19 protein-coding genes and 3 pseudogenes are annotated in these 23,854 nt (G+C 59.1%); 7 read left to right on the top strand and 15 right to left on the bottom strand.

Translation table 11 applies throughout. The features are described 5' to 3' along the window. Window position 1: 1 nt before the first annotated feature. The 4 genes from ACSQ8V_RS35930 to ACSQ8V_RS35915 all read right to left on the bottom strand — a co-directional run bounded on the left by ACSQ8V_RS35930 (window position 2) and on the right by ACSQ8V_RS35915 (window position 4,921). Complete coding sequence (locus ACSQ8V_RS35930; protein WP_436208991.1) at window positions 2-487, bottom strand: RidA family protein; 486 nt, start codon at window positions 485-487, stop codon at window positions 2-4. Between the two features lie 5 nt (window positions 488-492). Next, window positions 493-1,572 carry an aminotransferase class V-fold PLP-dependent enzyme gene (locus ACSQ8V_RS35925; protein WP_436208990.1) on the bottom strand — a complete coding sequence of 360 codons (1,080 nt, stop codon included), beginning with the start codon at window positions 1,570-1,572 and terminating at the stop codon, window positions 493-495. Next, the gene (locus tag ACSQ8V_RS35920; protein WP_436208989.1) at window positions 1,569-2,888 is read right to left on the bottom strand and encodes an APC family permease; all 1,320 of its coding nucleotides are present in this window, start codon (window positions 2,886-2,888) and stop codon (window positions 1,569-1,571) included. The genes ACSQ8V_RS35925 and ACSQ8V_RS35920 overlap by 4 nt, the downstream gene beginning before the upstream one ends. Before the next feature lie 1,043 nt (window positions 2,889-3,931). After that, window positions 3,932-4,921 carry a zinc-dependent alcohol dehydrogenase family protein gene (locus tag ACSQ8V_RS35915; RefSeq protein ID WP_436208988.1) on the bottom strand — a complete coding sequence of 330 codons (990 nt, stop codon included), beginning with the start codon at window positions 4,919-4,921 and terminating at the stop codon, window positions 3,932-3,934. A gap of 986 nt (window positions 4,922-5,907) precedes the next feature. On the opposite strand from ACSQ8V_RS35915, the gene ACSQ8V_RS35910 reads away from it, so the two are divergent. Beyond that, complete coding sequence (locus ACSQ8V_RS35910) at window positions 5,908-6,903, top strand: zinc-dependent alcohol dehydrogenase family protein (protein ID WP_436209258.1); 996 nt, start codon at window positions 5,908-5,910, stop codon at window positions 6,901-6,903. Window positions 6,904-6,970: 67 nt separating this feature from the next. On the opposite strand, the pseudogene ACSQ8V_RS35905 reads toward ACSQ8V_RS35910, so the two are convergent. Then, window positions 6,971-7,246, bottom strand: a pseudogene (locus ACSQ8V_RS35905) (peroxidase family protein); the annotation flags it as partial. Window positions 7,247-7,728: 482 nt separating this feature from the next. Further along, entirely contained in the window at window positions 7,729-8,103 is a 375-nt protein-coding gene (locus ACSQ8V_RS35900; protein WP_436208987.1) for a winged helix-turn-helix transcriptional regulator, read from the bottom strand. A gap of 111 nt (window positions 8,104-8,214) precedes the next feature. On the opposite strand from ACSQ8V_RS35900, the gene ACSQ8V_RS35895 reads away from it, so the two are divergent. Then, complete coding sequence (locus ACSQ8V_RS35895) at window positions 8,215-8,949, top strand: SDR family NAD(P)-dependent oxidoreductase (RefSeq protein WP_436208986.1); 735 nt, start codon at window positions 8,215-8,217, stop codon at window positions 8,947-8,949. 120 nt (window positions 8,950-9,069) lie between these two features. On the opposite strand, the pseudogene ACSQ8V_RS35890 reads toward ACSQ8V_RS35895, so the two are convergent. Then, window positions 9,070-9,375, bottom strand: a pseudogene (locus ACSQ8V_RS35890) (homocitrate synthase/isopropylmalate synthase family protein); the annotation flags it as partial. Between the two features lie 434 nt (window positions 9,376-9,809). On the opposite strand from ACSQ8V_RS35890, the gene ACSQ8V_RS35885 reads away from it, so the two are divergent. The 3 genes from ACSQ8V_RS35885 (at window position 9,810) to ACSQ8V_RS35875 (ending at window position 14,517) form a co-directional block, all read left to right on the top strand. Next, complete coding sequence (locus ACSQ8V_RS35885; protein WP_436208985.1) at window positions 9,810-12,107, top strand: alkaline phosphatase family protein; 2,298 nt, start codon at window positions 9,810-9,812, stop codon at window positions 12,105-12,107. A gap of 174 nt (window positions 12,108-12,281) precedes the next feature. After that, the gene (locus ACSQ8V_RS35880) at window positions 12,282-13,748 is read left to right on the top strand and encodes a cytochrome-c peroxidase (RefSeq protein WP_436208984.1); all 1,467 of its coding nucleotides are present in this window, start codon (window positions 12,282-12,284) and stop codon (window positions 13,746-13,748) included. 97 nt (window positions 13,749-13,845) lie between these two features. Continuing rightward, window positions 13,846-14,517 (top strand): hypothetical protein, encoded by a 672-nt coding sequence (locus ACSQ8V_RS35875; RefSeq protein WP_436208983.1) that lies wholly within the window; start codon window positions 13,846-13,848, stop codon window positions 14,515-14,517. 39 nt (window positions 14,518-14,556) lie between these two features. On the opposite strand, the gene ACSQ8V_RS35870 is transcribed toward ACSQ8V_RS35875, so the two are convergent. From ACSQ8V_RS35870 to ACSQ8V_RS35845, 6 genes are all read right to left on the bottom strand, one after another. After that, window positions 14,557-15,453, bottom strand: coding sequence for a 2OG-Fe(II) oxygenase (locus ACSQ8V_RS35870; protein ID WP_436208982.1), 897 nt, complete (start codon window positions 15,451-15,453; stop codon window positions 14,557-14,559). 201 nt (window positions 15,454-15,654) lie between these two features. After that, complete coding sequence (locus ACSQ8V_RS35865; protein ID WP_436208981.1) at window positions 15,655-18,051, bottom strand: PAS domain S-box protein; 2,397 nt, start codon at window positions 18,049-18,051, stop codon at window positions 15,655-15,657. 455 nt (window positions 18,052-18,506) lie between these two features. After that, entirely contained in the window at window positions 18,507-19,676 is a 1,170-nt protein-coding gene (locus ACSQ8V_RS35860) for a zinc-dependent alcohol dehydrogenase (protein ID WP_436209257.1), read from the bottom strand. A gap of 365 nt (window positions 19,677-20,041) precedes the next feature. Further along, window positions 20,042-20,428, bottom strand: coding sequence for a hypothetical protein (locus ACSQ8V_RS35855; RefSeq protein WP_436208980.1), 387 nt, complete (start codon window positions 20,426-20,428; stop codon window positions 20,042-20,044). 76 nt (window positions 20,429-20,504) lie between these two features. Next, window positions 20,505-20,912 (bottom strand): Hsp20/alpha crystallin family protein, encoded by a 408-nt coding sequence (locus tag ACSQ8V_RS35850; RefSeq protein ID WP_213767780.1) that lies wholly within the window; start codon window positions 20,910-20,912, stop codon window positions 20,505-20,507. Window positions 20,913-20,943: 31 nt separating this feature from the next. Continuing rightward, window positions 20,944-21,378, bottom strand: a complete 435-nt coding sequence (locus tag ACSQ8V_RS35845) for an Hsp20/alpha crystallin family protein (RefSeq protein WP_436208979.1) — start codon at window positions 21,376-21,378, stop codon at window positions 20,944-20,946. A gap of 294 nt (window positions 21,379-21,672) precedes the next feature. Here ACSQ8V_RS35845 and ACSQ8V_RS35840 point away from each other — a divergent pair. Next, window positions 21,673-21,780, top strand: a pseudogene (locus ACSQ8V_RS35840) (DUF892 family protein); the annotation flags it as partial. Between the two features lie 108 nt (window positions 21,781-21,888). Here ACSQ8V_RS35840 and ACSQ8V_RS35835 read toward each other — a convergent pair. Continuing rightward, window positions 21,889-22,335: a DUF421 domain-containing protein gene (locus tag ACSQ8V_RS35835; protein WP_213767778.1), complete on the bottom strand. Its 447-nt coding sequence runs from the start codon at window positions 22,333-22,335 to the stop codon at window positions 21,889-21,891. 2 nt (window positions 22,336-22,337) lie between these two features. Then, complete coding sequence (locus tag ACSQ8V_RS35830; RefSeq protein WP_436208978.1) at window positions 22,338-22,847, bottom strand: hypothetical protein; 510 nt, start codon at window positions 22,845-22,847, stop codon at window positions 22,338-22,340. Window positions 22,848-23,396: 549 nt separating this feature from the next. On the opposite strand from ACSQ8V_RS35830, the gene ACSQ8V_RS35825 reads away from it, so the two are divergent. Next, complete coding sequence (locus tag ACSQ8V_RS35825; protein WP_436208977.1) at window positions 23,397-23,852, top strand: hypothetical protein; 456 nt, start codon at window positions 23,397-23,399, stop codon at window positions 23,850-23,852. Window positions 23,853-23,854: the final 2 nt, after the last annotated feature.

Raw genomic sequence — 23,854 nt, 5'->3', positions numbered from 1 at the left:
GTTAATCAGCGGCGCCTGGTTTCAGTGCTGCGATCAACTCGATCTCGACCGGTATATTGAACGGAAGAACATGCACGCCCAATGCGCATCGGGTATGCAGGCCGTCCTGACCGAACAGATCGATCAGGAGGTCGGAGGCGCCATCGACCACCCTATGCTGGTAGTAGAAATCGGGCGCACTGCTCACCCACCCGGTCAGCTTTACGATGCGCATTACGCGCTCAAGACCGATCTCAGCATCGAGCGCCGCCAGCGCATTCAGCGCGGAAAGCCTCGCGGCCTGGTACCCCTGCTTCTCGGTAAGCGCTTCGCCGATGCGTCCCGTATAAACAGGCTTCGCACCAATGAGCGGCCCTTGTCCCGAGACAAAAATAAGGTTCGAAGCCTCGACCACAGTCACGTACGACGCGGCGGGTTTGGGTGCATCGGGTAAATCCAGTTGCAATTCTTTCAGACGTTGAAAAATAGTCATATTCTTGGTGTTCATCCAGGCTAAGCCGAAAGGACAGACAAGGCGTCTAGCAAGCGGTCGACATCTTCATCCGTGTTGTAGAAATGCGGCGAACACCGGAGCAGGCCGGAACGCTCTTCCACGTCGATGCCTCGTTTCGCCAGAGCGTCGCGCAATGAGCGGGCGTCGTCGGCGACGAGACTGACAATGCCGGCACGCGCGTCCTGAGGCGCTGCGACGGCGTAGCCGAGGCGCACGGCTCCCGCCGCGAGTCGTGCCGCGTTGCGCGCCACGGCCGAATGGATGTCGCGCCAGCCATAGGCCTGAAGATGTTCCAGCGTGGCGTCCAGTGCGTAGATACCGGGATAGTTGACATGCCCATAGTTGAGACTTCGTTCGGGTGGGAGATTCGGATAGCCGACATAGGCGGGTCGCATCTGATCGAATGCCCGCTGACTGACCGCGAGAATCGATAGACCGAATCCGGATAGCAACCACTTGAAAACGGCTCCGCAATAGATGTCGACGAATTCCAGCGATACGGGAATGGCGCCCATCGCCTGAATGCCGTCCACGACAAGCAGCACGCCATGGTCGCGGCACTTCCTGCCGAGTTGCTGAAGATCGATTGCCGTGCCTGTTACCCAGTGCACATGGGACACCGCGATCACGCGTGTTTTTCCGGTGATCGCGTTGCAGAGTGCGGCCGTGCGTGTGCTCTCGCCACGGGCCTCGACCACGACTATCTTCGCCCCTGCGGTTTGTGCCCCTTGCCACGCATGCAATACCGATGGGAACTCATCAGCCAGGGCCACTATTTCGTCACCGGCGATCCACTTGATGCTGTGCGCTACGAGGTTCAGTGCTTCAGTAGTATTGCTTAAGAAATTGATGTGTCCGCCGAAACCCCCGAGCAATGCGCGCACGTTTCGTTCGGCCGATTCCAGACGACTGCGCCATTCGTGGCACCCGTTGATGCCACGCGATTTTTCGATGTCGTAGAACTGCGCCGCTGCAGCGCCCTGCCCTGCCCAGGAAAGGCCGGCCGCCGCCGTATTCAGATAGCAGCGCTCGGCGAGATAGGGGAAATCCAGCTTGAGCGCTTCTGTATTGATGGTCATACCCTGCGCTCCGTCATTGCAATAGACCGCCTGCGTGCGCTCAGCCAATAAGCCGTGCCGACGACCGCCCACACGGCCAGGATTGCATACGGTCGCCAGTCGGTCGTAATGCCGACGGCAATGATCGCAAGCGCGAGGGCCATACCGGTATAACCCCAACCCATGACAGCGCGTTTGCTGAGCCGGAACTTCGCTTCCTCATGCAGTGTGGGATGGTGCTTCGCGAGCCGTACCGCCGACCAGCAGTTGCTGAAGTACTTGAGCATTGTCGGGATGTTGACCGCCAGGAACAGGAACACCAGATTAGTACCGAGCAGCAATCCAGCAACGCTGCATACGAAGACGACAGTCGTGGCTACATGAGGGGTTTGCCACTTCGGGTGCACCTTGGCGAGCGCCGGAGGCAGTACCCCGTCGCGTCCCATTGCGAAAAGGAAGCGGGTAAATGTCATAAAAATGGCGTTGATGCTGGTCGAGATAGAGGCGACCGCCGCGAAGATGATCAACGGCTTGTTGAATGCGCCGAGGAAATGACTTCCCGCGTCAATCAACGGTGCGTCGCTGCCGGCGAGCGCCGGTGCGCCGAGCACGCCGAGTGTTACCGACGACACGGCAAGGTACACGATCCCGCTCAGCCCGACGGCCCATGCGATACCTTTACCAATCGCAGTCTTGCCGTTCTGAATCTCCTCACCCACCTCTGTCGCGCTTTCGATGCCCATATACAGCGAGATCAGCAGCGGCAGCGCAGCAACAACGCCACCCCATCCAAAACCGAGTATCGGTCGAAAGTGCATGGCCTGCACGGTTTCGAAACCCGCGACGACAAACACGCAGAAGGCAATCAGCTTGAGCACAACCAGGACGCGCTCGACCCGCGCCGCGAGCTGCACCCCGAACAGGTTTGCGAGGTAGAAGACAAACATGATCGCCAGCATCGTGGGCTTTTCGGGTACGACGACTGATTTGGATACGTACTTGACCATCACCAGCGCCAACACCACGATTGCACCCGTGTTGCCGAGAATACGCAGCCACGCGACCATGAATCCAACGTACGGATGCACGAACTTCGCAGGCCAGTCATACGACGCGCCCGAGCGCGGAATGATCGAACCCATGTACGCATAGATAACCGCAAAGACGACCATTGGAATCGCCGCGATAAGCAGTGCGACCGGCATGCCCGAGCCCGCCACTTTGGCGGCGGGCGCCATGATCGAAAATATCGACACCCCGACCGCAGATCCCACGCCGATTGCAACCACGTCGATGATGTTTATTCCTTTTCTCAGGTGCGAACGACTCTCCGCCATATGACCTCCATGCCGTGTTTGTTGTTTTTGAAAAGACCGCTGTTCTCACTTGGCTGCCGCCAAGGCGAGTAGGTCGTACTCGTGCCGACATCGAATAATTCAACATCAATTTTATGATGTCAACATTTTGTTGATTGGCTTTTCAAGACCTGGCGACGGCCTCTGGCGCACACCCGATAGCGCAACTCTCCCCGGTAATGAGGATAATTGTCGTGCACTATTTTCGATTTATTATTCTTACGCAGGCGTCGCAACAACCGTTTCCAATTTCGCTGGCGAACAGACTGTCGGGATGAAATGGGATCGAGACTCGGTTCCCGAAGGGGAAGAATCATTCATGTCGTTCGCGCAAAGCCATGGCAGCGGAATAGTGAATGATGGATTTGCACATGCGAGCGACTTTGAATAGGCTTCAGAGGGCCAATGACCCTCGACATTTTTTTGCGCACAAGGCTTGCAATTGATAGCTCGACAATCAACCCTCTGCGAGATTCGAAGCGCATTTGCGCAACGACGGCTTACGGCTGATCTTCGGCCGTAAGCCGCGACATCCGGAGCATCCCGGTCGCTTACGGGCCGCGGCACCTTCGAACATCTCGCACTCTGGACCCTAGCCAAGCCAAGCAGCATGGAAATGCATCTCGTCAGCCGGATCGATCAGATGGTGCGCGTCGCAGGCCGCGGGTTCGCTTTCAAGGCGAGCTAACGGATGCAGGCTGAGGACTCGAACAAGTACAGCGTCCGACGGTTCACTTCCCTCGCGAACTCATCTGGCCGGATGATCGATCAGCCTGGGTCGGTTTAGCGCCGGTTCGGTGTATTCAGTCTCGTCCGGAATATGAATGCACCGGTCAGCACGCAAGGCGGTCGAACAATTGGCGCACCGGGTTTCGCTAACGACTCGATCTCGACGTTCCCATCACCACCTTATATAGGTACCCTTAGTTATAACGCGGTGTCTTTTCGGGCAGACCGTTACCCGCATTTTCTCCGGGGTTGTCGGGTACGTGGACCGCGAACTCAAGTACGGTCCACGACACCCGTTACACAGTAACTACAATCTTCCCGAACTGGTTATTGGCTTCCAGATAACGATGTGCATCGACTATTTCGTCGAAGGTGAACGTCCTGTCGATCACTGGTGTCAGGGCACCCGACGTGAGGCCCGCCTTGATGAACTCGACGGCAGCCTTTTGACGCACAGGGTCACCGGTGGTACTCCAGATCGTATAGCCGATAATGGTCGGAAGTTTGATCAGCAGATCGAGATAGGAAATTTGTGCAGGTTCTTCACTTAGCGCACCATACGCAAGCAGAATCCCACCGGTCTTCATGGCTTTGATAAGCTTGCCGAAACTCGGCCCACCTACCGGATCGAATACAACACGTGCCCCAACACCGTCGGTAATTCGCAGTACTTCCGCGACCAGGTCCTGCTCGTCAGTGACGATGACCTCCGCCGCGCCCGCCTCGAGCAATTGCTGGCGTTTAGCCTTGGTCCGGGTCAAGGCGATCGGTGTTGCACCAACCATGTTAACAAGCTGGATCGAGGCCAATCCGACGCTGCTAGATGCAGCAGGGATCAGCACGAAATCGCCCGGTTGAAGTTTGGCCGCCTCGATAAAGGCGCCGTACACCGTGATAAACATCATCCAGATCGACGCCGCCTGCTCAAACGACAGACTCGGCAGATGTTTCACAACGGCCGACACGGGCGCGACGACCAGCTCGCCGTACATGCCGTACTGATTTTGCGAGAATGCCGGAACGGTATTGACAGCATCGCCCACGGCAAAACCTGTCACACCCGGACCGACAGCATCCACAAAGCCGGCTGCCTCATACCCGATCCGGGCGGGAAGTTTGACCTCCTCAATATATTCGCCGGTGCGCCACATTGATTCAGCTCGGTTCAGGCCAAGCGCCTTAACACGGATACGTAGTTCACCTGGTCCCGGCAAAGGTACGTCAATGTCTTTGAATTCGAGAACGTCGGGACCACCGTAGGTTGAGAACTGGACAATACGTGACATGTTGATTCCTTCAGATGTTAATAAGAAGCCGAATTGTTTTTCCACATCGGATTGAAAACTCAAAAGCTCGCTCGGCACCTGTGCGCCGGATGCACTCGGATGCGCTCTTTAGGTAGCCGTAACTCGTAGGTGAAATTCTGACCCACGGCCGTCGCAATGATTTCTCGTGGCCGATTGGAGTCTTGCCCCACCGCGAACCTGTTGAAGAATCCTAGCGATCCGAAGGGAGAAGATAATCAGCGAATTCATGACAGCAGTCTTCGAGGTGGACCAACAATCCCCAGTGCGCGGTATGTTTGCAGAATCCGATTTCGGCGCGGACTGCAAGCACGAACCCCGTCAACCGCACGACTGCAGGTCGGCACTCATCGCACAGCAGTGAAATCACGGGCTAGATCAGCCGGCACAGTGCCAAATGTGGATGAAAAGCGATCCCCATCGGCACGGTGCAATCGCGGATGGCAACGAGGCGAGCGAATCCGGCGTCCTGCCTAGGACGCAACCCTATGACGCAACCCGCTTCACGGGTACCGGATAAAGCGACTTCAGGCTATCCCCTCGTGCCGTCCCTGTCCTTGTGAATACCTGATGTGAACTGAGGCAACCTGAGATGATCTTTATATAGGTACATTGCCAAGGCGAATGGGCTAGGGTATTGCAACGACACCCGAGTCGCTCGCATTGATCCCGTTTTGGAATGACTCATATCCTGTCAGGCGCCTTCCCAGAGCGAACGGAGTTGGATAGATTCGCCCGAAGGCTTGGCATTCGGTTGAACGTCCCAGCGCTGGTTGATCACTGAAGGAAAGATGATGCGCGAACTTGACGATGTGATCAGCACCGCCGTGGAACGGCAGGATGTTCCCTTTGCTGTCGCGATGGCCCCGGCGTTAAAGCAAAAACCGGTTTGACCACAGATCGCACGTTGGATTGATGACAGTGTCGATAACTCATTCTGCTTGTTAACATTTATTGAAGGACCAAAAATGTCACGCATCATTCAATTTGCCACCACCGGCGGTCCAGAAGTTCTCGAATTCAAAGACATCGAGGTGCCCTTGCCAGGGCCCGGTGAAGTGCGCATTCGCGTAAAGGCGCTTGGACTGAACCGCGCTGAATCAATGTGGCGCGCTGGCGGATATATGGAGGAGGTCAAGCTTCCCGGTCGGCTTGGCTATGAGGCGGCTGGATTGGTCGACGCTATCGGCCCGGACGTCACACGTTTTGCTGTGGGCGATGCAGTGAACACTGTTCCCGCATTTTCTCAAAACCAATACGGCATGTATGGCGAGTTGGTGCTCGCGCCGGTATCGGCGGTTGTGAAACATCCGCCGAGCCTATCGTTTGAAGAGGCAGCGTCGATCTGGATGATGTTTATCACCGTGTACGGTGCCCTTATCGAGGCAGCGGACCTTCGGGCAGGTGACGTCGTGCTGATCACCGCAGCGTCTAGCAGCGTAGGACTGGCCGCGATCCAGCTTGCGAACATGGTAGGCGCAATACCTATCGCTTTGACCCGGACCGCGGCTAAGCGTCAGCAGTTGCTCGACGCCGGCGCCGCGGCGGTCGTCGTGACCGACGAGCAGGATCTGATCGCGGAGGTGATGCGAATCACTGACGGTGCCGGCGCACGTGTCGTGTTCGACGCAGTAGGCGGACCGATTTTCGGCAAGCTCCTGAAAGCCATGAAGACCAGCGGAATCCTGCTTGTACACGGTGCGCTAAGCGAAGAACCCGCGCAAATCCCCTATCTCGATCTGTTGATCAAACTACCGACTATCATTGGCTTTGAGATAAAAACCTGGAATACGATGGGTGACCCGGTACGTCAAAAGGCAGCCGTTGAGTTCATTACGGCTGGCCTTGCATCGAGTGCTCTGAAACCGATGATAGCCAAGACGTTCACCCTCGACGAAATAGTCAATGCACACCGTTACCTCGAAGCCAACAATCAGTTCGGGAAGATTGTAGTCACTGTGTAATTGCCCCAGTGGGGATCGCAAGGCAGTTCACGATCCACAGAGATACGTAAGGTGCAGTCAGCGTCAACTTCACCGCCTGCTCGATGCCGGCGCTGCCGGCCAGGACAATCAGGCCGGCGAGGGAAACTTTCTTGCCGTCCGACTGTGCGCGGTTGAACTCGCCCTGGATACCTTCGAGGGCCTTCAGCACCTTCACCACTTGCTCAGGCTGGTTGACCGCCCAGTCTTTCTGCGGGGCGAGGCGAATGCGCGCGCCGTTGGCCCCGCCACGTTTGTCCGAGCCACGGAACGTAGAGGCCGACGCCCAGGCAGTCGACACCAGCTCAGAGACAGACAGTCCAGAGTAAGCGCGAATATGTCAGGTTTCACTGTCAACGAATGCGTGCTCCCGACCCTGAGCAGCCGCTGGGGGTGGTGAAGCATTAATGGCGGCTTCCAGGACCGTTTCGGACATCGGCCCCGCTATTCGCTGCACCTCGTAGCCGGTGGTGCGTGCATATCGTTCGTGCGACGTGACAGGGGGCGCTTGCCGTCTTGCTCATTCCTTGCTCTCAGGAAACATATATCCGCCGTTGCGGACCAGCGCCTTCACCTCTTCGCTTACCTCCATGGGGCTTCGACTTAATCGAGCAACGAACTCCTTGCTGCGCCGCACGTACGACTTCGAATCGTGCTTCGCACTCCAAAGGACTATGTTAAGCACGAGGGGAATAAGGTCCAGGTCAAGGGAGCAGAGACCGTCCGACTTCAGATCGGAAGAATTCGACCTGCCGCCCTCCCACGAACGCGGAGGGTCGCCCGACTCGGCGGTTCTTCAGCATCCTGCTAAAGCAAACTGTCGCGCTCGGCGAGAATGCTCACCATTTCTGCCATGTTCTCGGTTCCCCAGGTGCACAGCGGGACAATCTTGTCGGCCAGACTGCGGCCGAGCGGGGTCAGCGCGTAGTCCACGCGCGGCGGCACCTCTTTGTAGTCGGTCCGCGCCAGCACGCGATCGGCCTCCAGTTCCTTCAATTGCTGGATCAGCACCTTGGCGCTGACGCCATGGACGTTGCGCTTGAGCTCGCCGTAGCGCTTCGGGCCGTCGAGCAGGAAGTACAGGATCAGCGGCTTCCACTTGCCCGAGATGATGCTGAGCGTGGCGGCGAGCCCGTAAGAGTAGCGGCCACCGCAGTTTCGATTTTGAGTACAGTCAGTCATTTTTCATGGTTACCAAAAGGTGCATACTTGTCCTTAGGTTATCAGAACTGCATACTGCCCTCAAGCAAGCAGTTCCCTGCTTCCGTACTACTCCAAGGAAGGATGCACGACATGACCAGACTGAATGGAAAGACCGCTGTGATCACCGGTGGCGCTACCGGCATCGGCCGCGCCGCAGCAAAGCGCTTCATCGAGGAGGGTGCCTTTGTCTTCATCTTCGGCCGCCGGCAGGAATCGCTCGACGCCGCTGTGGCCGACCTCGGGCCCAATGCCCGCGCGGTGAAGGGCTCGGTCTCGGACGAGGCCGACCTCGACCGACTCTACGCAGCGGTGAAGGCCGAGCGCGGAACCCTCGACATCGTCTTCGCGAATGCCGGCGCGGGAAGCCAGCTTCCGCTCGGCAAGATCACCGCCGAGCACATTGACGAAACTTTCGACACCAATGTGAAGGGTACGATCTTCACGGTCCAGAAGGCGCTGCCGTTGATGGGCGAAGGCGGTTCGATCATCCTGACCGGATCGAGCGCCGGCACCACGGGCGCCCCGGGAATGAGCGCCTACAGCGCGAGCAAGGCGGCAGTGCGCAACCTCGCGCGGACCTGGGCGGAGGACCTGAAGGGCACCGGCATCCGCGTAAACGTGCTGTCGCCCGGGGCGACGGCGACCGAACTCGCGAAGGAAGCGCTCAGTGAGGAGGGCCAGAAGATCTACGCCGCGATGACTCCGCTCCAGCGCATGGCCGATCCGGCGGAGATCGGGGCCGTGGCCGCCTTTCTCGCGTCGTCGGACAGCAGCTTCATGACCGCCAGCGAGGTCGCCGTTGACGGCGGTCTGGCGCAACTCTGACGCGCTACGCCCGGGCCGGGCGCTCCATTCGATATTCGGAGCCCTTAGGGCGTGGTAAACCTAAGGACAACATATGAGCTGTGCAATTATCGGCTTCGGCAAGATCGGCCAGGCTCTTGCTTAAGGGACAGTCGACATCAACATTCGGAGGTCGTGGTCACTGATCTCCGGTTGTTGGTCGGCGAGCGCCTTGAAGCGGATGAACGCCAGATCCAGTTCCGCTTCCTGTTCGGGCAGAATGGCCAGCGCCTGCAAGCGCTGCCTGAACGCATTACGGCCTGACAATTTTCCGAGCACCAGCCTGCTGGCTTCCCACCCCACCTCTTCGGCGCGCATGATCTCATAGGTTTCGCGCGCCTTCAGCATGCCGTCCTGGTGAATGCCCGACGCATGCGCAAAAGCGTTCTCGCCCACCACCGCCTTGCTGTGCATACAGCCACAGTAGTTCGGCTATTGAAGGGTCGTCTTCAACGATCAGGATTGCAGACATTTACTGCTCGGGTATCGGCGCGAGGGAGATAGGTTGATGGGGCAATGGACCAAGTCTGCCTAAGTTCTCATTCGCGACTGAGGCGTGATCATAACCGGCTGCCTCACCCGTGTCTGAGAACTTCAGCGGTTTATCCAAACATCGATTTGTCACATTCTTCTGGTAACGAATTTCGCCAGTCCAAGGGGCGGCTCATCGTGAAACATCTACACGCACTAATCATTTCGAAAGCAAACGTTCAGGTTTCTGACCCCAAGATTTCATTTGGCGATGTTCCAATTCGGCCAGATTTAAAAGTAGTAAGAGAACGAAATAGTAAAAGTAAGGGAACGAGAAACTAGTACACCCATCCAACCGGGGACCCCCACATATGTCGGTCATTTCAACAAGTCGCACTGGTTTTCTTCTAACCTCAATCGCGGCAGCCTGCGTGCTGACCGCCTGCGGAGGCAACGACAACAATTCGCCGGCATCGGTCAGCAATAGCGGTGTGGTAGCCGCGGCCGGCTTCATGCCTGGCAGCACGACCGGCAATCCAACCCTCAAGGCAGGCTACTATGCCGGCGCCACCGTGTGCGTCGACGTGAACGGCAACGGCAAGTGCGATACATCGGAAGTCAGCACGACAACCGACAGCACCGGCCACTTCACGCTGCAGTCCACCGCCAGCGGCCCGTTGATCGCCGACGTGAGCACCAAGGCCACCAACACGGCAACCGGTGCAGCCGCCCCAAGCCATCTGATCCTGCGCGCCTCGGCTGCGCAGATCGCCGACCAGGGTGCGACGAACGTCGTGATCAGCCCGATGTCGAGCGAAGTCCAGCGTCTCGTCGAAGCGAACGGCACAGTCTACGCGACCGAGAAGAGCAACCTGGTCAACCGCCTGAGCGCACCGGTCCTGGGTGCAGCGTCGGTGTCGGTGCCGGCTGCGGACGTACTCAGCGATGTGAACAAGCTTACGGGTCCTGAGCAGCAGGCTGTGCTGTTCGAAGACAACCAGCTCGCGAACCGCTACACCTACGCCACGACCAAGCTCGACCGCGGCGACCTGTACCCCGATAACCTCGCCGTGCCCGGCGGCGACCCGTCGCTGGTCGGTGTCGCGGGCGTAAGCGCCGCAACGATCGTGAAGCCGACGCAGACGCAGGCGCCCATCACGTTCGCGCAAGCCCAGCAGGCCGCGTTCAACGTCGAAGGCATCCCGCGCTACGACAACGTCTTCATCATCATGCTCGAGAACCACAGCGTGGCCCCGGTTACGGGCACCCCGGGGATTCTCGGTGCGACGCAGGCTCCGAACATCAACGCGTTCCTGAGCGCCAACAACCAGTTCACGACCTATTACTCGACGGGTAACCCGAGCGAGCCGAACTACACGGCACTCGGCGGCGGGGACGACTGGGGCATCGTGGACGACAACTGGTGGGGCTGTGCCGCCTCGGCCGCGCCGACGGACGTGGCGTTCACCGGTGGCAAGGCCTCGGACGGCCAGCCGCTCGTCGCGACTACGGCGTTGCCGCCGCAAGACTCCAGTCACCTGTCGGGCTTTGGGAGTTCGTCCTGCAACGTCACCGCCAGCGCCAACCACAACATCACGGCGCCGTCGATTTTCAACCTGATTTCGCAAGCGGGCCTGACGTGGCGCTCGTATAGCGAATCGATGAACCCGGGCCAGGATCCGCGCGCCGACAGTATTGCCGATAACGCAATATCGGACACCTACACGGGTCCGGGTTCCGCCGGTGGGCCTTTCAAGGTTCCGGGTGCGCTGTACAAGACCAAGCACCATCCTGGCATGGCCTATCAGCAGACGCGCAGCCTGCCTGAGTTCTTCGCCGACAACCGCACCATCTTCGGCACGCAATACTCCGCCGCCGACTGGTCGAAAGCGACGGCGTACCCTGTCCCGGCCGGCTACAACACCGACCAGTTCAGCACCGACCTCGCGAGCGGTGACGTGGGCAACCTGAACTTCATCATGCCCGACCAGTGCGACGACATGCACGGCACTGGCTCCGATCCTTCGTGCCTCAGCGGCAGCGAGAATATCGTCCAGCGTGGCGATGACTACGTACGTCAGGTGGTCGCGAAGATCCAGGCATCGCCGATCTGGTCCAACAAGCAACGCAAGGTGGCCATCGTCGTGATGTTCGACGAAGGCGAAGGCAGCTCCACCTCGTGCTGTGGCTGGAACCCGGTGACGTCGAACGTCGGTCAGCAACCCCTCACGTTCGCGAACGGCAAGTTCACGCAGACGACAACGACGGATTACAGCGCGGGCAACCACGGTCACGGCAACTCGATCTTCGGTGTGGCGACGAACCAGGCCAACCCGAAGGTGATCGACAGCGACGAGTACAGCCACTTCGCGCTGGTGCGTACGCTGCAGGACATGTTCCAGGTCGCTGACCCGGCCCAGCCGCAGACGTACCTCGCTCGCGCGAAGTACACCGAGTCGTTCATCGCGAGCAACATCGTGAACCTCCCGGAACTCGCGGCCAGCGCGGATACGCACTTCGACTCCGTGCGTCCGATGAACCATGCCTACATCACGCCGGCAGGCTACACGCAGAAGCTGAACCCGGTCGATGTGACGGGTACGTCGCTGGCATCGCGCGCTCCGGGCCCGGACCCAACCCAGACCAACGTCTGGGCACTCGCCCAGTAAGCACGCGGCTCGCGGGAGGCGGCTCACTGCCTCCCGCTGCGGCAAGTGTGATCTCCCTGCCGGGCCGCGTTTTTTGTGGCCTGGCAGTTTCCGTTCTATCCGTCCCATCGCCAAGCGGCCTTCGGCCCTGTCAGGACCGCCCGGCGATTGGAGTCAGGGTTCCAAAGACTCGATATGCGAAAACTCTCCCTCGGCGCGATCTGCGCGCTCTCACTAATTTTGGCCGCCTGTGGCGGCGGTGGCAGCGGCGACTCGACCCAGACGTCGTCGGGCAGCCCATCGGGCGTCGTCGCGCCCCCGGCGCCGGTCACGCTTAGCGTCGCTGCACAAGTCGGCCAGCAGTTGTTCTTCGACCAGAATCTGTCAGGCGGCAAGAACATGGCCTGCGCCACCTGCCACAACCCTCAGTTCGCGTACGGGCCGCCCAACAGCCTGTCCGTGCAGCTCGGCTCCGATCCGTCGCAGGCGGGCCAGCGCGCCGTGCCTTCATTGCGCTATAAATCCATGACGCCGCCCTACAACGACATCGCCGAGAACCCGGACGGCATCACCCAGAACGCGCCTGGCGGCGGTTTCATGCTGGATGGTCGCGCCGCGACGCTTGCCACCCAACCGGCCCTGCCGCTGCTCAATCCGATCGAAATGAACAACCCGTCGCCAGCCTCCGTGGTGCAGGCCGTACAGAAAGCGTCCTACGCGGCGCTGTTCCAGCAGGCATTCGGCTCAGGCGTGTTCTCTGACGCCAACGCCACGTTCAACGATATCGGTCTCGCCCTCCAGGCCTATCAGCAGGAAGACCCGAGCTTCGCGCCCTACGCGAGCAAGTTCGACCTGTATGTCTCCAACAAGATCGGTGGCACGTTGACAGCGGCGGAAATGCGCGGCCTCCAACTCTTCAATGACACGGGTACTGGCGCCGGATGCGTAGCCTGCCACTATGCCGGAGCGAACTTCAACGGCTCGGTCGCGCTCATGACCGACTTCACCTATCAGGCGATCGGCGCGCCGCGCAACGACACGCAGATCCCGGGCAACCCCGACCCGATCCCGAGCAACGCCGCTGCGTCGTACGTCGACATGGGTCTGTGCGGCCCGCTCAACAACCTCCATCCGCCGGGCACAGCCAGCAGCGGCGCGGGCCCGGATTCGATCACCGGTGTCAATGTCCCCGATCCATATTGCGGCCGCTTCAAAGTGCCGACGCTGCGCAATGTCGCGACGCGCTCCGTGTTCTTTCACAACGGCGTGTTCCACTCGCTCGTGCAGGTGCTGAATTTCTATAACACACGCGACACGAACCCGGAGTACTGGTACCCAAGCACGGGCGGCAACCCCGGCCAGCCTGTGCAGAACCCGTCCTACGCGCTGTTCCCGACATCCGCCTCGGGTGCGACGGCCCAGTCGTTCAACGATCTGCCAGTGGCGTACCAGGGCAATATCGACGAGGAATTGCCGATGGGCCAGGGCCAGACTGCGGCTGGCGGCACGACAGCGGCCGACGGTGCGCAGGCGCGCGTGGTCCACTCGGCGCCACAGTTGACGCAGCAAAACATCGCGGACCTGGTCTGCTTCCTGAACACGCTGACCGACGGCTATCAAGTGCCCGCCACGCCGCCCGCCAGCGGCAACTGCGTGAACTGACAAAGCCAAGGTCCAGGCGGGCGGCCTGCCCTTTCGGGGGCCGTGCGTCGAAAAAATTCACTCGTACTTTAGCAATCCAACCTGAGCAACAAACACCATGACGCGACGTTCCACCGCCGGCCGCATTGCTTGTGGCGCATTCGCCCTGAGCGCCCTGACCCTGATCGCCGGCTGCCATGACAAAAGCCAAGACGTCAGCCGGGAGAATTTCACGGCCACCATCAACACCTTTCTCGCCCAGCGTGGCCACCTGTGCCTCGCTAAATACGACTGGCCGATCTACGTGACAACGGACGATATGGCCGCCGGTACCCGCGACGCGTTACAGATGCCGGTACTCGAGAAACTCGGCCTGGTCGCAGGCAAGGACGTGGTGGTCGAACGCACCGATGAGAACAGCAAGAAGATCCGCGCGAACGCGCGCCAGTACCAGTTGACGGCCGACGGTCAGAAGTACTATCTGCATATTCCGGAAGTGGTGGCGACCGCCACCTCGCGCGTCACGCATCCGGCCGATTTCTGCGCGGCCACGCTTTCGCTCGACAAGGTAGTGGGCTGGGAGCGGCCGGCGCAGGTGAACGGCCAGACCGCCACCTCGGTCATCTACACCTACAAGATCGATCCTGCGCCATGGGCCAGGAGTGCCGACGCGCAACGCGTGTTCCCGATGGTCAAGCGCGTGATCGAAGGCGAAGGCACGATGCAGTTGCGCGAGGGCGTGTATTTGACGTCGAAGGGCTGGATCGCCGACGAGGTCTTCGTGCGCTGAAACCCAGCGGGCCGGAGGGGTGCTCAGCCGCCCCCCGGGTCACTCCACGCCGGACACGCGAGGCGCAAAGCGGCGCGTGCGGATCCATTTGGTGGCCACCCACTTCTCGCCCGTCCGCAAGGGCGTGCTTGCGTGCAGGGAGCTCGGGTCGGCGAGCCCGGAACGGTTGCCGTATTCGAAATAGAGTGCCTGGCCGCGCCGCGGCACCACCGACCATCCGATCTGGGGGAACACGGTTTCACCTCCGCCTTCCACATCGTTCAGATACATCAGCAGTGTGCCCACACGCTGTCCGCTGCGCGCGATCGACTCTCGATTCGCAGGGTTGCCCGGGACCAGATAGTCGACATGCGGCGTCGATTCGGCGCCCGCTTCGTAGTGCAGAAGTTGCAGGCCTTCGCCGTTCTCGGCCGGCAGGCCGGTGAGTTCGGCGATACGCGTTTCAAGGCGCGCGATCAGCGGGGTTTCGCCCAAGCGAAAAAACATGCCATGGCTACTGCGATGCCCTGCCACCACATTCCGCCCGGTCACGGGATCGACCACGGTCGAACGGTCTAGACGCGGCCGCGCGAGCGAGATCAACTGCTCGCATTCGTTCGCGCTGAGAAAATTGTCGAGCAGTACTGCGGCGGGCCGGTGCATACGCGAAATCACGCGCACCTTGCGCTCATCGAGCCGGATCAGCGGATCGTTCGGCACGCGCAAGGGCTCCGCTTCATAGGTGAGCGGCGCACCGCCGATTTCGAGCGTCTCGCCTGGCAACGCCGTGCCGTACAAAAAAGCGGAGGAGACCGCATCGACCATTGCCGACGCGAGTTCGACTGCGTTATTTCGATCGACGAGCTCGCGCACAATCGCCGGTGGCGCAACGCCGCGGGTGAGATTGTGGGTGATCCAATCGCGCACTTCGACGGGGAAGCTAACTGTTATGGACATCGGAATGGCAAGCGATAAGCTGGAAGGGTTGTGTTGTCGTGAGGCCTGAAATCACTGCCATGATAACGGTTCTCTACACCTCTACACCGTCAGTGAATAGAACAAAGTGACGGTGCCTCGTGCGGTTTTGATGTGATGGACGACTCCATCCCTTCGGGGTAGGCATAGGCCAAAGTGGAGACTCGCACGTCTGCGGCGCGATTAACGACTGGCAGAGCGCGAGGTGCCTCGAATCGCCCCAAGGGCGTCATTGAGTTCGTCTATCGCGTAGGGCTTGCGCAGCGTCTTGGACGGAAATTCAAACAACAGATCGTCGGGCAATTCATCCCCCGACGCAAATACAACGTGAAGATCGGGATCCGCAGCGACAGCCTGTCGTGCCAGCTCGAGTCCAGAAGTCCCGGGCAGATTCAAGTCAGTCAACAGCACATCGAACCGCTCAGAACGCAGGTGCTCCATCGCGCGGGCCGCATCCGCCGCCTTCACCGCTTCGTGACCCAGCATCTGCAGGATTTCACAGACCGCATCCAGGGAAGCCGCGTCGTCCTCGACCACAAGGACATGCAACGGCGTGGCTGGCAGCGAGCCCGCATTGGCTGGTGCGGTATCCGGGCTGTCAGCGGTTGCCGGGAGCGTCTCTCCCGGCGTGCCAAGAATGTAACGCAGCTTGTGTGCCAATTCTTCCTGGCTATAGGGCTTGCTGAGAAGTTCGACTCCCGGATCCAGTCTTCCTCCATGCACGATCGCATTCTGCGTGTACCCGGAGGTAAACAAAATCTTCAGGTGCGGTAGCAGCAAGGCTGCTTGCCGGGCCATTTCGGGGCTCCGCAGCGTGCCGGGCATGACGACATCGGTGAAGAGGACGTCAATGTGAACGCCGCTGCGGATCACGGTCAGCGCCTGCTCCGCATTGTCGGCCTTGAGAACGGAATAACCCAGTCCCACCAGCATGTCGATCACCGTCGACTGAACCTTCGCATCGTCCTCCACGACCAGTATGGTCTCTTTGCCGCCCATCAGCACCGTGTGCTCGTTCCTTGATTGTGGATCAACGGCAGCCTCCATCGACCTCGGCAGATAAATCCTGACCGTCGTGCCATGTCTCACTTCGCTGTAGATCCTGATGTGTCCGCCACTCTGCTTCACGAAGCCATAAGCCATGCTCAGGCCGAGACCCGTGCCTTGTCCCTCCGGCTTGGTCGTAAAGAACGGGTCGAAGGCGCGCTCGACGACATCCGGGGGCATGCCTGCGCCCGTGTCCGTCACTCCCAGCATCACGTACTGGCCCGGAGGAACATCCGTGAGGGGTCGCACATAACGATCGTCCAGCATCGCGTTGGCCAGTTCAATGGTGAGACGTCCACCCGCGGGCATTGCGTCGCGCGCATTGATCGCCAGGTTCAGCACCACATTCTCGAGCTGGTGGGTATCGACCAGCGTATTCCACAGGCCGGCAGCAACGACTGTCTCCACGTTGATCGTCTCGCCCAGCGCACGAGCCAGCATGCTGTCGATCCCGCGAACCATCGCGGCCAGGTTCACCACGACAGGGCGTAACGCCTGTCGCCGACCGAACGCCAGCAGTTGTGAGGCGAGCTTCGCGCCACGCTCGACAGCATCGATTGCGTGGGCAAGTCGCACGCCACTCCAGGCATCCCGGCGATGCCGGTTCTCCAGTAATTCGAGATTTCCCCTCAGCACCTGCAGTACGTTGTTGAAGTCGTGGGCAACGCCGCCCGTCAGCTTGCCAATTGCTTCCATTTTCTGTGCCTGGAACAGCGCCGCCCGCGTTTGTTCCAGCAGCTCATTGGCCTCGCGCCGCTCGGTGATGTCCTGCGTGATCTTTGCAAAGCCGACGAGCGCTCCGTCGTGTTCGCGGATTGCGTCAATGATCACGTGGGCCCAGAAGGTCGTCCCGTCGCGACGTACTCGCCAGCCTTCTGCCTCGAAGCGGCCATCGCGCGTGGCTGTCTCCAGACCACGCTGCGGTACCCCGGCAGCGGCGTCTTCTGGCGTATAGAATCTCGAGAAATGCGAACCGACGATCTCCTCCTCGCTATATCCCTTGATGCGCCGTGCGCCGTTATTCCAGTTCGTCACATAACCGTCGGGCGAGAGCATGAAAATGGCGTAGTCCGTCACTCCCTGAACCAGTAGCCGGAAACGCCGTTCACTTTCGACCACGGCCTCGTGTGCCTTGCGTTTCTCGCTGACGTCGCGCACCACCTGCACGGCACCCCGGAACTCGCCCTGCGCGTCACTCAGCGCGGTCGTCACCACGCTCGCCCAAAAGGTGCTGCCATCCATCCGCCGACGCCACCCCTCCGAATCATGGCGTCCCATTCGGCGGACATTGTCCATAAGCGCATCGGGAACTCCATTGTGGCGATCGTCATCGGTATAGAGAACGGAAAAATGCCGGCCGATGATTTCTTCGGGTCGATATCCCTCGATCCTGGCGCCGCCTGGATTCCAACTGGTGACTTTGCCTTCGGGCGTGATCAGGAAAATCGAGTAGTCCGCTGTCGAAGCAACCCATTGCCGAGTCCAGTCGTCGTTGGCTTCGAATTGCGTGTTTTGCGGTTCTTGCGTCGTCATCGGTGCCTTAGCCATCCGTGAGTTTCTGTTTTCGGGCCGTAAGCGCAGGCATGGCCACGACACAGGCTTGATCTGGTCAACCGCATCCCGATCGATTTTAGCAGCGGTCGGGAGAACCCGAAAACGATCATGCAGCCATTCCAAACCAGGATTGCGATTGGCCGAACTGGTCCGATGCCGAAGCTATCGCGGTCAATTCGTTGCCGCCCGCGACCCTTAGCAATGGACGCCATCCACTAGCGTCGAACAATCAGAGGGCCATGGTGTCGATCCGCTCCCGACGTCGTTGAGCATCGGTTGAGAAAGTGCGCCCACGCCGAAAATGGCAAAGACGGAGTTAAATATTGACTCATTTTTAATAACTCCGCTACGCTGGCCTGACAGCTTGTAGTCCCACCCCGTATAACGACACGACTTCCGGCCGACCGCGACCGTGAGCCACCGGTGCGCGTCCGCTATGGCTTGAGGACCACCTTGATACAGCCGTCCTCCTTGTCGCGGAATGTCTTGTACATGCCGGGTCCGTCTTCCAGCGGGACCGTGTGCGTAATCACAAACGAAGGATCGATCTGGCCTTCCTGAATTCGATGCAGTAAATCGTCTGTCCATCGGTTCACGTGCGTCTGGCCCATTTTCCATGTGAGCCCTTTGTTCATAGAGGCGCCAAACGGAATCTTGTCGATCAAGCCGCCATACACACCCGGCACGGACAGGATGCCCGCAGGACGGCAGACGTAAATCATTTCCCTCAAGACGTGCGGCCGGTCGCTCTCCAGCATGACGGCCTGTTTGACGCGGTCATACATGGCATCAAACGATCGAGTGGCATAAGACTCCATGCCCACCGCATCGATACATTTCTCCGGCCCCTTACCATTGGTCAACTCTTTCAACCTGTCAAGCACGCTTTCCTCATCGAAGTTAATCGTAATTGCACCGCCCTCCTTTGCCATCGCAAGCCGCTCCGGTACCCGGTCGATTACGACAACCTGCTTCGCCCCGAGTAGTACGGCACTGCGGATCGCCATCTGGCCAACAGGCCCCGCGCCCCAGATTGCGACCGTATCGTCGGGCTGGATATCGCAATTGACCGCCGCCTGCCAGCCAGTCGGAAAAATATCGCCCAAGAACAAGACCTGCTCGTCAGTCAGACCATCAGGTATTTTCACGTGGGTCGTGTCGGCCATTGGTACCCGGACGTATTCGGCCTGGCCTCCGGCGTATCCACCGGTCAAATGGGAATATCCGAAAAGCCCGGCAGTTGAGTGGCCGAAGACTTTGTCAGCCTTCTCCTTGTTACGATTGCTTCGCTCGCATACGGAGAAGTTGCCGCGCTTGCACTGGTCGCACTCACCGCAGAATATCGTGAAGGGAATGACGACCCGATCTCCGATCTGCAGTGCTTTGTTATCCATACCTACCTCGACCACTTCGCCCATGAATTCATGGCCCATGATGTCGCCACTTTCCATAGTCGGCATGAAGCCATCGAACAAATGCAGGTCCGACCCGCAAATCGCGCAGGTCGAAACCTTGATGATCGCGTCGCGCCCTTCCTCAATGATTGGATCCGCAACCGTGTCGCAACGGATATCGTGCTTGCCATGCCAACGAAGCGCTCTCATTTTCAGCTCCTGAATAACGATGTGCCGAGGCTCGTGAGGAAAGGCCTGAAGAATCGCTCGACACAGTCTATCCAGCAACCACTATTCCAACTCATGGTTACCGCGTGTTCATTGCCATGATCGGACGCCGCGATGATTGTCGATCACGGTGTACAGTCGTCCGGAAGTGCGGCGAGAAGTGGAGATTTCTTGGGGCGGCATGTTGCATTCCGAGCTTTGTGAAACGTTCCCTACCCTGCAAGGGGCACCCCGATCACTCAATAAATAAAGCCGGCGAAATTGTCTTGTTGAACCGAATTTTCAATACGTGTACGCGACGAATCGCATCGGCAGGCTGAGGTCAGCGAAGTACGGACCATTCGGGCTCACTGGATCGGCGGCACTGAGCCGAGCTTCTGCGAAAGCAGCCGCTCGTAGAGGCCAAAGTTCAGGTCAACTTCCCTCTGCTCGACGGCATTGACCGTCATCGTGACCTGTTCGGGCAGTAGCCCCAGCACGGTGGCCAAGGCAACTTCGAGCTGCGCCACGCAGCGCCGGTCATCGGGCATCGTAGTTCCCACGAAAATGTCATAGGCCTTGTCCTGGTCGCGATAGACTACTTCCACCAGTCTTGCGCGTGCACTCATGTTGTTCTCGATGGCAAGACGCGCGACGTCGGCCACCGTATGCAAGGTCTCGGTGGGAAAACCGCGAGTCGCACGCAGACGAACCCGGTGTTTGCCCAAGGTCTTCCAGTCAGTTTCAAATTCCACGGCAGGCTCCCGTTAGCTGGTCTGTCGATGTGGCGCCCACGATGGGAGTCAACCATTCGCGGGCGCCTCAAGGTATTTATCCAACGCTGACTTCAATGCGGCGCGGCCGTGCTTCCTCTCGGCGCGGAATGCTGAGTTTAAGCACGCCGTCGCTAAGATTGGCATCGATCTTCGCAATATCGAAGTCCGCGCTCAATGAAAATGCTCGGGCGAAACGTGGCTCGCGAATCTCCGCGTGATGCAAGCGCAGGCCGTCAGGTGTGTCGATCGACGCCTGGCCTTCAATGAAGAGATTGCCGTCCTGTACGTGGACGTTCAACCGGTCCCGCGATACTCCCGGCAGATCGGCCCATAACGTGATGCCATGCGCGTCCTCGTAAATATCGACGGCAGGAACGATCGCGGGACCCTTTTGCGCCTGTGTGTCACCGTTGCGCGCGACAGTGCCGGTATTGCGTTCGGCGAGCTGGGTCTGAGTATTCATGATGCTCTCCTCCAATGAGGTGACGGGTTGGTCATTGAATTGCGATAGTGCGCGGGCGCGACGTCTCACGCTTGCCAATACTGATCGTCAGGCAACCGTTCGCGTAGCGCGCCTTCACGTTGTCCGGGTCGGCATCGCGCGGTAACTCGATTGCGCGGCGGAAGGCGCCGGCAAAGCGTTCTTGCGCATAAGAACGTCCTTCCGGCTGGGACTCGACACGCGCACGCTCGCCGCTGATGGTCAGCAACCCCTTGTCCACGGTCAGTTCCAGTTTGGCCGGATCGATCCCGGGCGCAAACGCGACAATCTCTACGGAGTCGTCCGTGCTCCCGAGGTTAATTTGCGGAAAGCCGTTTAGCCGCGACGCGCGGATGCTTGATGGCAGGCCGGTGAACAACGACGACATCTGACGCTGAAAACGGTCGAGCTCATCAGACAGGCTGTTATTGAAAAGAAGGTCACTCATGGCTGCTATCTCCCAAATTGCGGCAGGAGACGAACCGGCATACGCGCTCCAGTTCGTCTGCCCAAGCCTCGGACAAACCAATCGAAACACGCAGCGCGAACACCGCGACTGCTTACGGAATCGAAAATAGAACATCGTTGGAAATTTTCAAGAGATCCGGCTCAAAATTTTTTATCTTTTTCCAGACCACAATCATCCGCTTGAGGCCGTACTAAACCGGCTACGTTGATTGCATTTTCGATGCGTGCCCGAGGCGCAGATATCATTCAACGCTCACTTACCAAGGATTTCCCCATGGCCACTAAGACAATGCAGGACCTGTTTATTCACGCTCTTTCAGATGTTTATAGCGCGGAGAAGCAACTGACGAAGGCGCTGCCCAAACTGGCTCGCGCCTCGACCCACGTGACTCCGCCGCGCTTTCATCTGTGGCTCCCGAATGCCAATTTTGCCGGGCTCGTGAGAGAACGCCCAAAGGGTCCTTGAGCAACGACCATTCCAACTTTATTATTATCGGGTGTCAGTCGCCATGATCGAAATGCCGCCATGATTTTCGACAATCGCGTATTTGACGTCGTCCAGATGCGAAATGCCCCGTTGACGCATTTCAGCGAGAACATCACCCTTATAGATACGCATCTCGCGCAAGCGCCTTTCGTCCCACTGCCCGTTTGCGTACACGATGGTAGGCGTCCCTTCCGCCACTCTGCCAAGACTCGGCCACCGCCTCTTGGCTACGGAAACGAAGACGTGAAGCATCGAAATCGTGCTGACCGACGCTAACGCCGCCGTAATCGACTGGTCGCCGGCAAGCACCGCCTGGCTAGATAGACCACCAAAGAGAAACATGATTACCATGTCGAGGGGTGTCATCGTTCGACTGACCCGGTGGGTCGTGATGCGCAACACGATCAGCAGGAAAAGGTAGGCGCCGGCAGCGCGAAGAACAATGTCCATGATCAGGGGAGGACGACCTGGACGAGGTTCACGGGTCGATTTCCAGCGGAAAGCGTCGTTTCAATAACACCGAATCGATAAGGCGACATTTTGAAATTGAGCGATGCGCCCTCCTCCGCGTTCGCCACGTTGAAAACGTAAGTTACGCCCCGGTCAGACACGCTCTCAGACAACGGCGTCGGGACGACATTTTCTATCGCTACCGAATGAATCATTCGCCGATCCAGGTGTACGGTAATCGTGCCCGATGCTCCCGCAGCCAATCCAAGCCGCATCCAGCTCGAGCCGTGGTTCCGAACGATGCGCTCGTACCGGATGCCAGTAATAGTCCCACTCTGGAAGTGCACGAATGCGTGGCTCATCGGACCTGAGCCAAGTAAGCCCGCCAGCCCGGCGAAACACAGGGTACAAAGAAGCAAAATAATCGCGCACTCACTAATACGCCAGCGACGGTCGAAAGCTTCGTTCACGTCGAGGTCGAGGTCAGTGCTTGTTCCGCTGCGTGCGTCCATTTTTGCTCCCACGGAAAGGACGTAGCAACCTGTGCAATCCGTGTGCCGGATTTGGCCTAATGTGTACAGCATCGGTGGAGCCGGACCGAAGCCGCCATCGCCGTTTTCTCCCCGCTGCGCTTTGGCTGATCACATTGCAGATTCCGCACCCGTCGATCCTTAAGCATATCGAACCGATATGTTGTCGACGGTCGAGTGTGCCGCGCCACCGTCTTCAACGGCATCCTTACCGTCTTTCGCACGTCAAGGGCACACCCGCGGGACGGAGACCCGGGAACGTGGTTGACAAGTCATTCGCCTTCGATGGAAGAGAACATCCTTTGCCCTTGTTGCGAAACGGACCTTGACGACGCGGTCGTGTCTCCGCAGATGCGCCGACAACCTGAGCTTCCATCGCTCGCTCCGGGATTTCCGCAGCCCAAAACCTCAATCGAATAATTTTTTGCGTCCATAACCCGGACCTAATTTTCGATGTCAACTTTTCCGGTTGCGAGCCGTTAAAGTCTGAAGAGCAGTACAAAACACCTTATTCGCTGGACGAAAAACACAATGGCAGTCCTCATACCGTTTGGTCATTCCCCAAATAACACCCTCGTCGCACCCTCACGTCTAGAACTGGAGTATCTGCAAAAGCGCTTGCTCACGAGCATGCGCGATAGTCTCTCGGCCACTATTACCCTCGCCCTCGCTGGGGTCCTCGCCATCATGTTGCTTCAGGCGTGGGCCTTGCCGGACACGACCATTCTCGGCTTGCAGGAAATCGTCGGCGTGACTGTGTTCGCCAGTTGTACGTGGTTTATGTACGAGCGGGGAGAAAAGAAGCTGCATCTGTACTCGTTCGAACCGGCTGATCACACGATGACTGGCGAGATCCGCGCCTTGTTGAATCGGCTGCCCGGCGGCGCCGCGTATCAGCAAGCCATTGAGATGGAGCAGCGCGCTTTTACAATCGGCGAACTCGAGCAAATCCGAGCGCGGGCACGGGAATTCTCGCAGACCGCATAAAC

Origin of the sequence: Caballeronia sp. LjRoot31, from assembly GCF_964253885.1 — a bacterium.
Taxonomy (GTDB): domain Bacteria; phylum Pseudomonadota; class Gammaproteobacteria; order Burkholderiales; family Burkholderiaceae; genus Caballeronia.
This window is presented reverse-complemented; position numbering and strand designations above follow the sequence as displayed.

Coding starts and splice junctions, on each gene's coding strand:
- ACSQ8V_RS35860 (WP_436209257.1), bottom strand. CDS start 19,676: ATGAGAGCGCTTCGTTGGCATGGCAAGCACGATATCCGTTGCGACACG.
- ACSQ8V_RS35830 (WP_436208978.1), bottom strand. CDS start 22,847: ATGGACGCACGCAGCGGAACAAGCACTGACCTCGACCTCGACGTGAAC.
- ACSQ8V_RS35850 (WP_213767780.1), bottom strand. CDS start 20,912: ATGAATACTCAGACCCAGCTCGCCGAACGCAATACCGGCACTGTCGCG.
- ACSQ8V_RS35910 (WP_436209258.1), top strand. CDS start 5,908: ATGTCACGCATCATTCAATTTGCCACCACCGGCGGTCCAGAAGTTCTC.
- ACSQ8V_RS35870 (WP_436208982.1), bottom strand. CDS start 15,453: ATGTCCATAACAGTTAGCTTCCCCGTCGAAGTGCGCGATTGGATCACC.
- ACSQ8V_RS35865 (WP_436208981.1), bottom strand. CDS start 18,051: ATGACGACGCAAGAACCGCAAAACACGCAATTCGAAGCCAACGACGAC.
- ACSQ8V_RS35825 (WP_436208977.1), top strand. CDS start 23,397: ATGGCAGTCCTCATACCGTTTGGTCATTCCCCAAATAACACCCTCGTC.
- ACSQ8V_RS35880 (WP_436208984.1), top strand. CDS start 12,282: ATGCGAAAACTCTCCCTCGGCGCGATCTGCGCGCTCTCACTAATTTTG.
- ACSQ8V_RS35900 (WP_436208987.1), bottom strand. CDS start 8,103: ATGACTGACTGTACTCAAAATCGAAACTGCGGTGGCCGCTACTCTTAC.
- ACSQ8V_RS35915 (WP_436208988.1), bottom strand. CDS start 4,921: ATGTCACGTATTGTCCAGTTCTCAACCTACGGTGGTCCCGACGTTCTC.
- ACSQ8V_RS35930 (WP_436208991.1), bottom strand. CDS start 487: ATGAACACCAAGAATATGACTATTTTTCAACGTCTGAAAGAATTGCAA.
- ACSQ8V_RS35885 (WP_436208985.1), top strand. CDS start 9,810: ATGTCGGTCATTTCAACAAGTCGCACTGGTTTTCTTCTAACCTCAATC.
- ACSQ8V_RS35835 (WP_213767778.1), bottom strand. CDS start 22,335: ATGGACATTGTTCTTCGCGCTGCCGGCGCCTACCTTTTCCTGCTGATC.
- ACSQ8V_RS35920 (WP_436208989.1), bottom strand. CDS start 2,888: ATGGCGGAGAGTCGTTCGCACCTGAGAAAAGGAATAAACATCATCGAC.
- ACSQ8V_RS35845 (WP_436208979.1), bottom strand. CDS start 21,378: ATGAGTGACCTTCTTTTCAATAACAGCCTGTCTGATGAGCTCGACCGT.
- ACSQ8V_RS35895 (WP_436208986.1), top strand. CDS start 8,215: ATGACCAGACTGAATGGAAAGACCGCTGTGATCACCGGTGGCGCTACC.
- ACSQ8V_RS35875 (WP_436208983.1), top strand. CDS start 13,846: ATGACGCGACGTTCCACCGCCGGCCGCATTGCTTGTGGCGCATTCGCC.
- ACSQ8V_RS35925 (WP_436208990.1), bottom strand. CDS start 1,572: ATGACCATCAATACAGAAGCGCTCAAGCTGGATTTCCCCTATCTCGCC.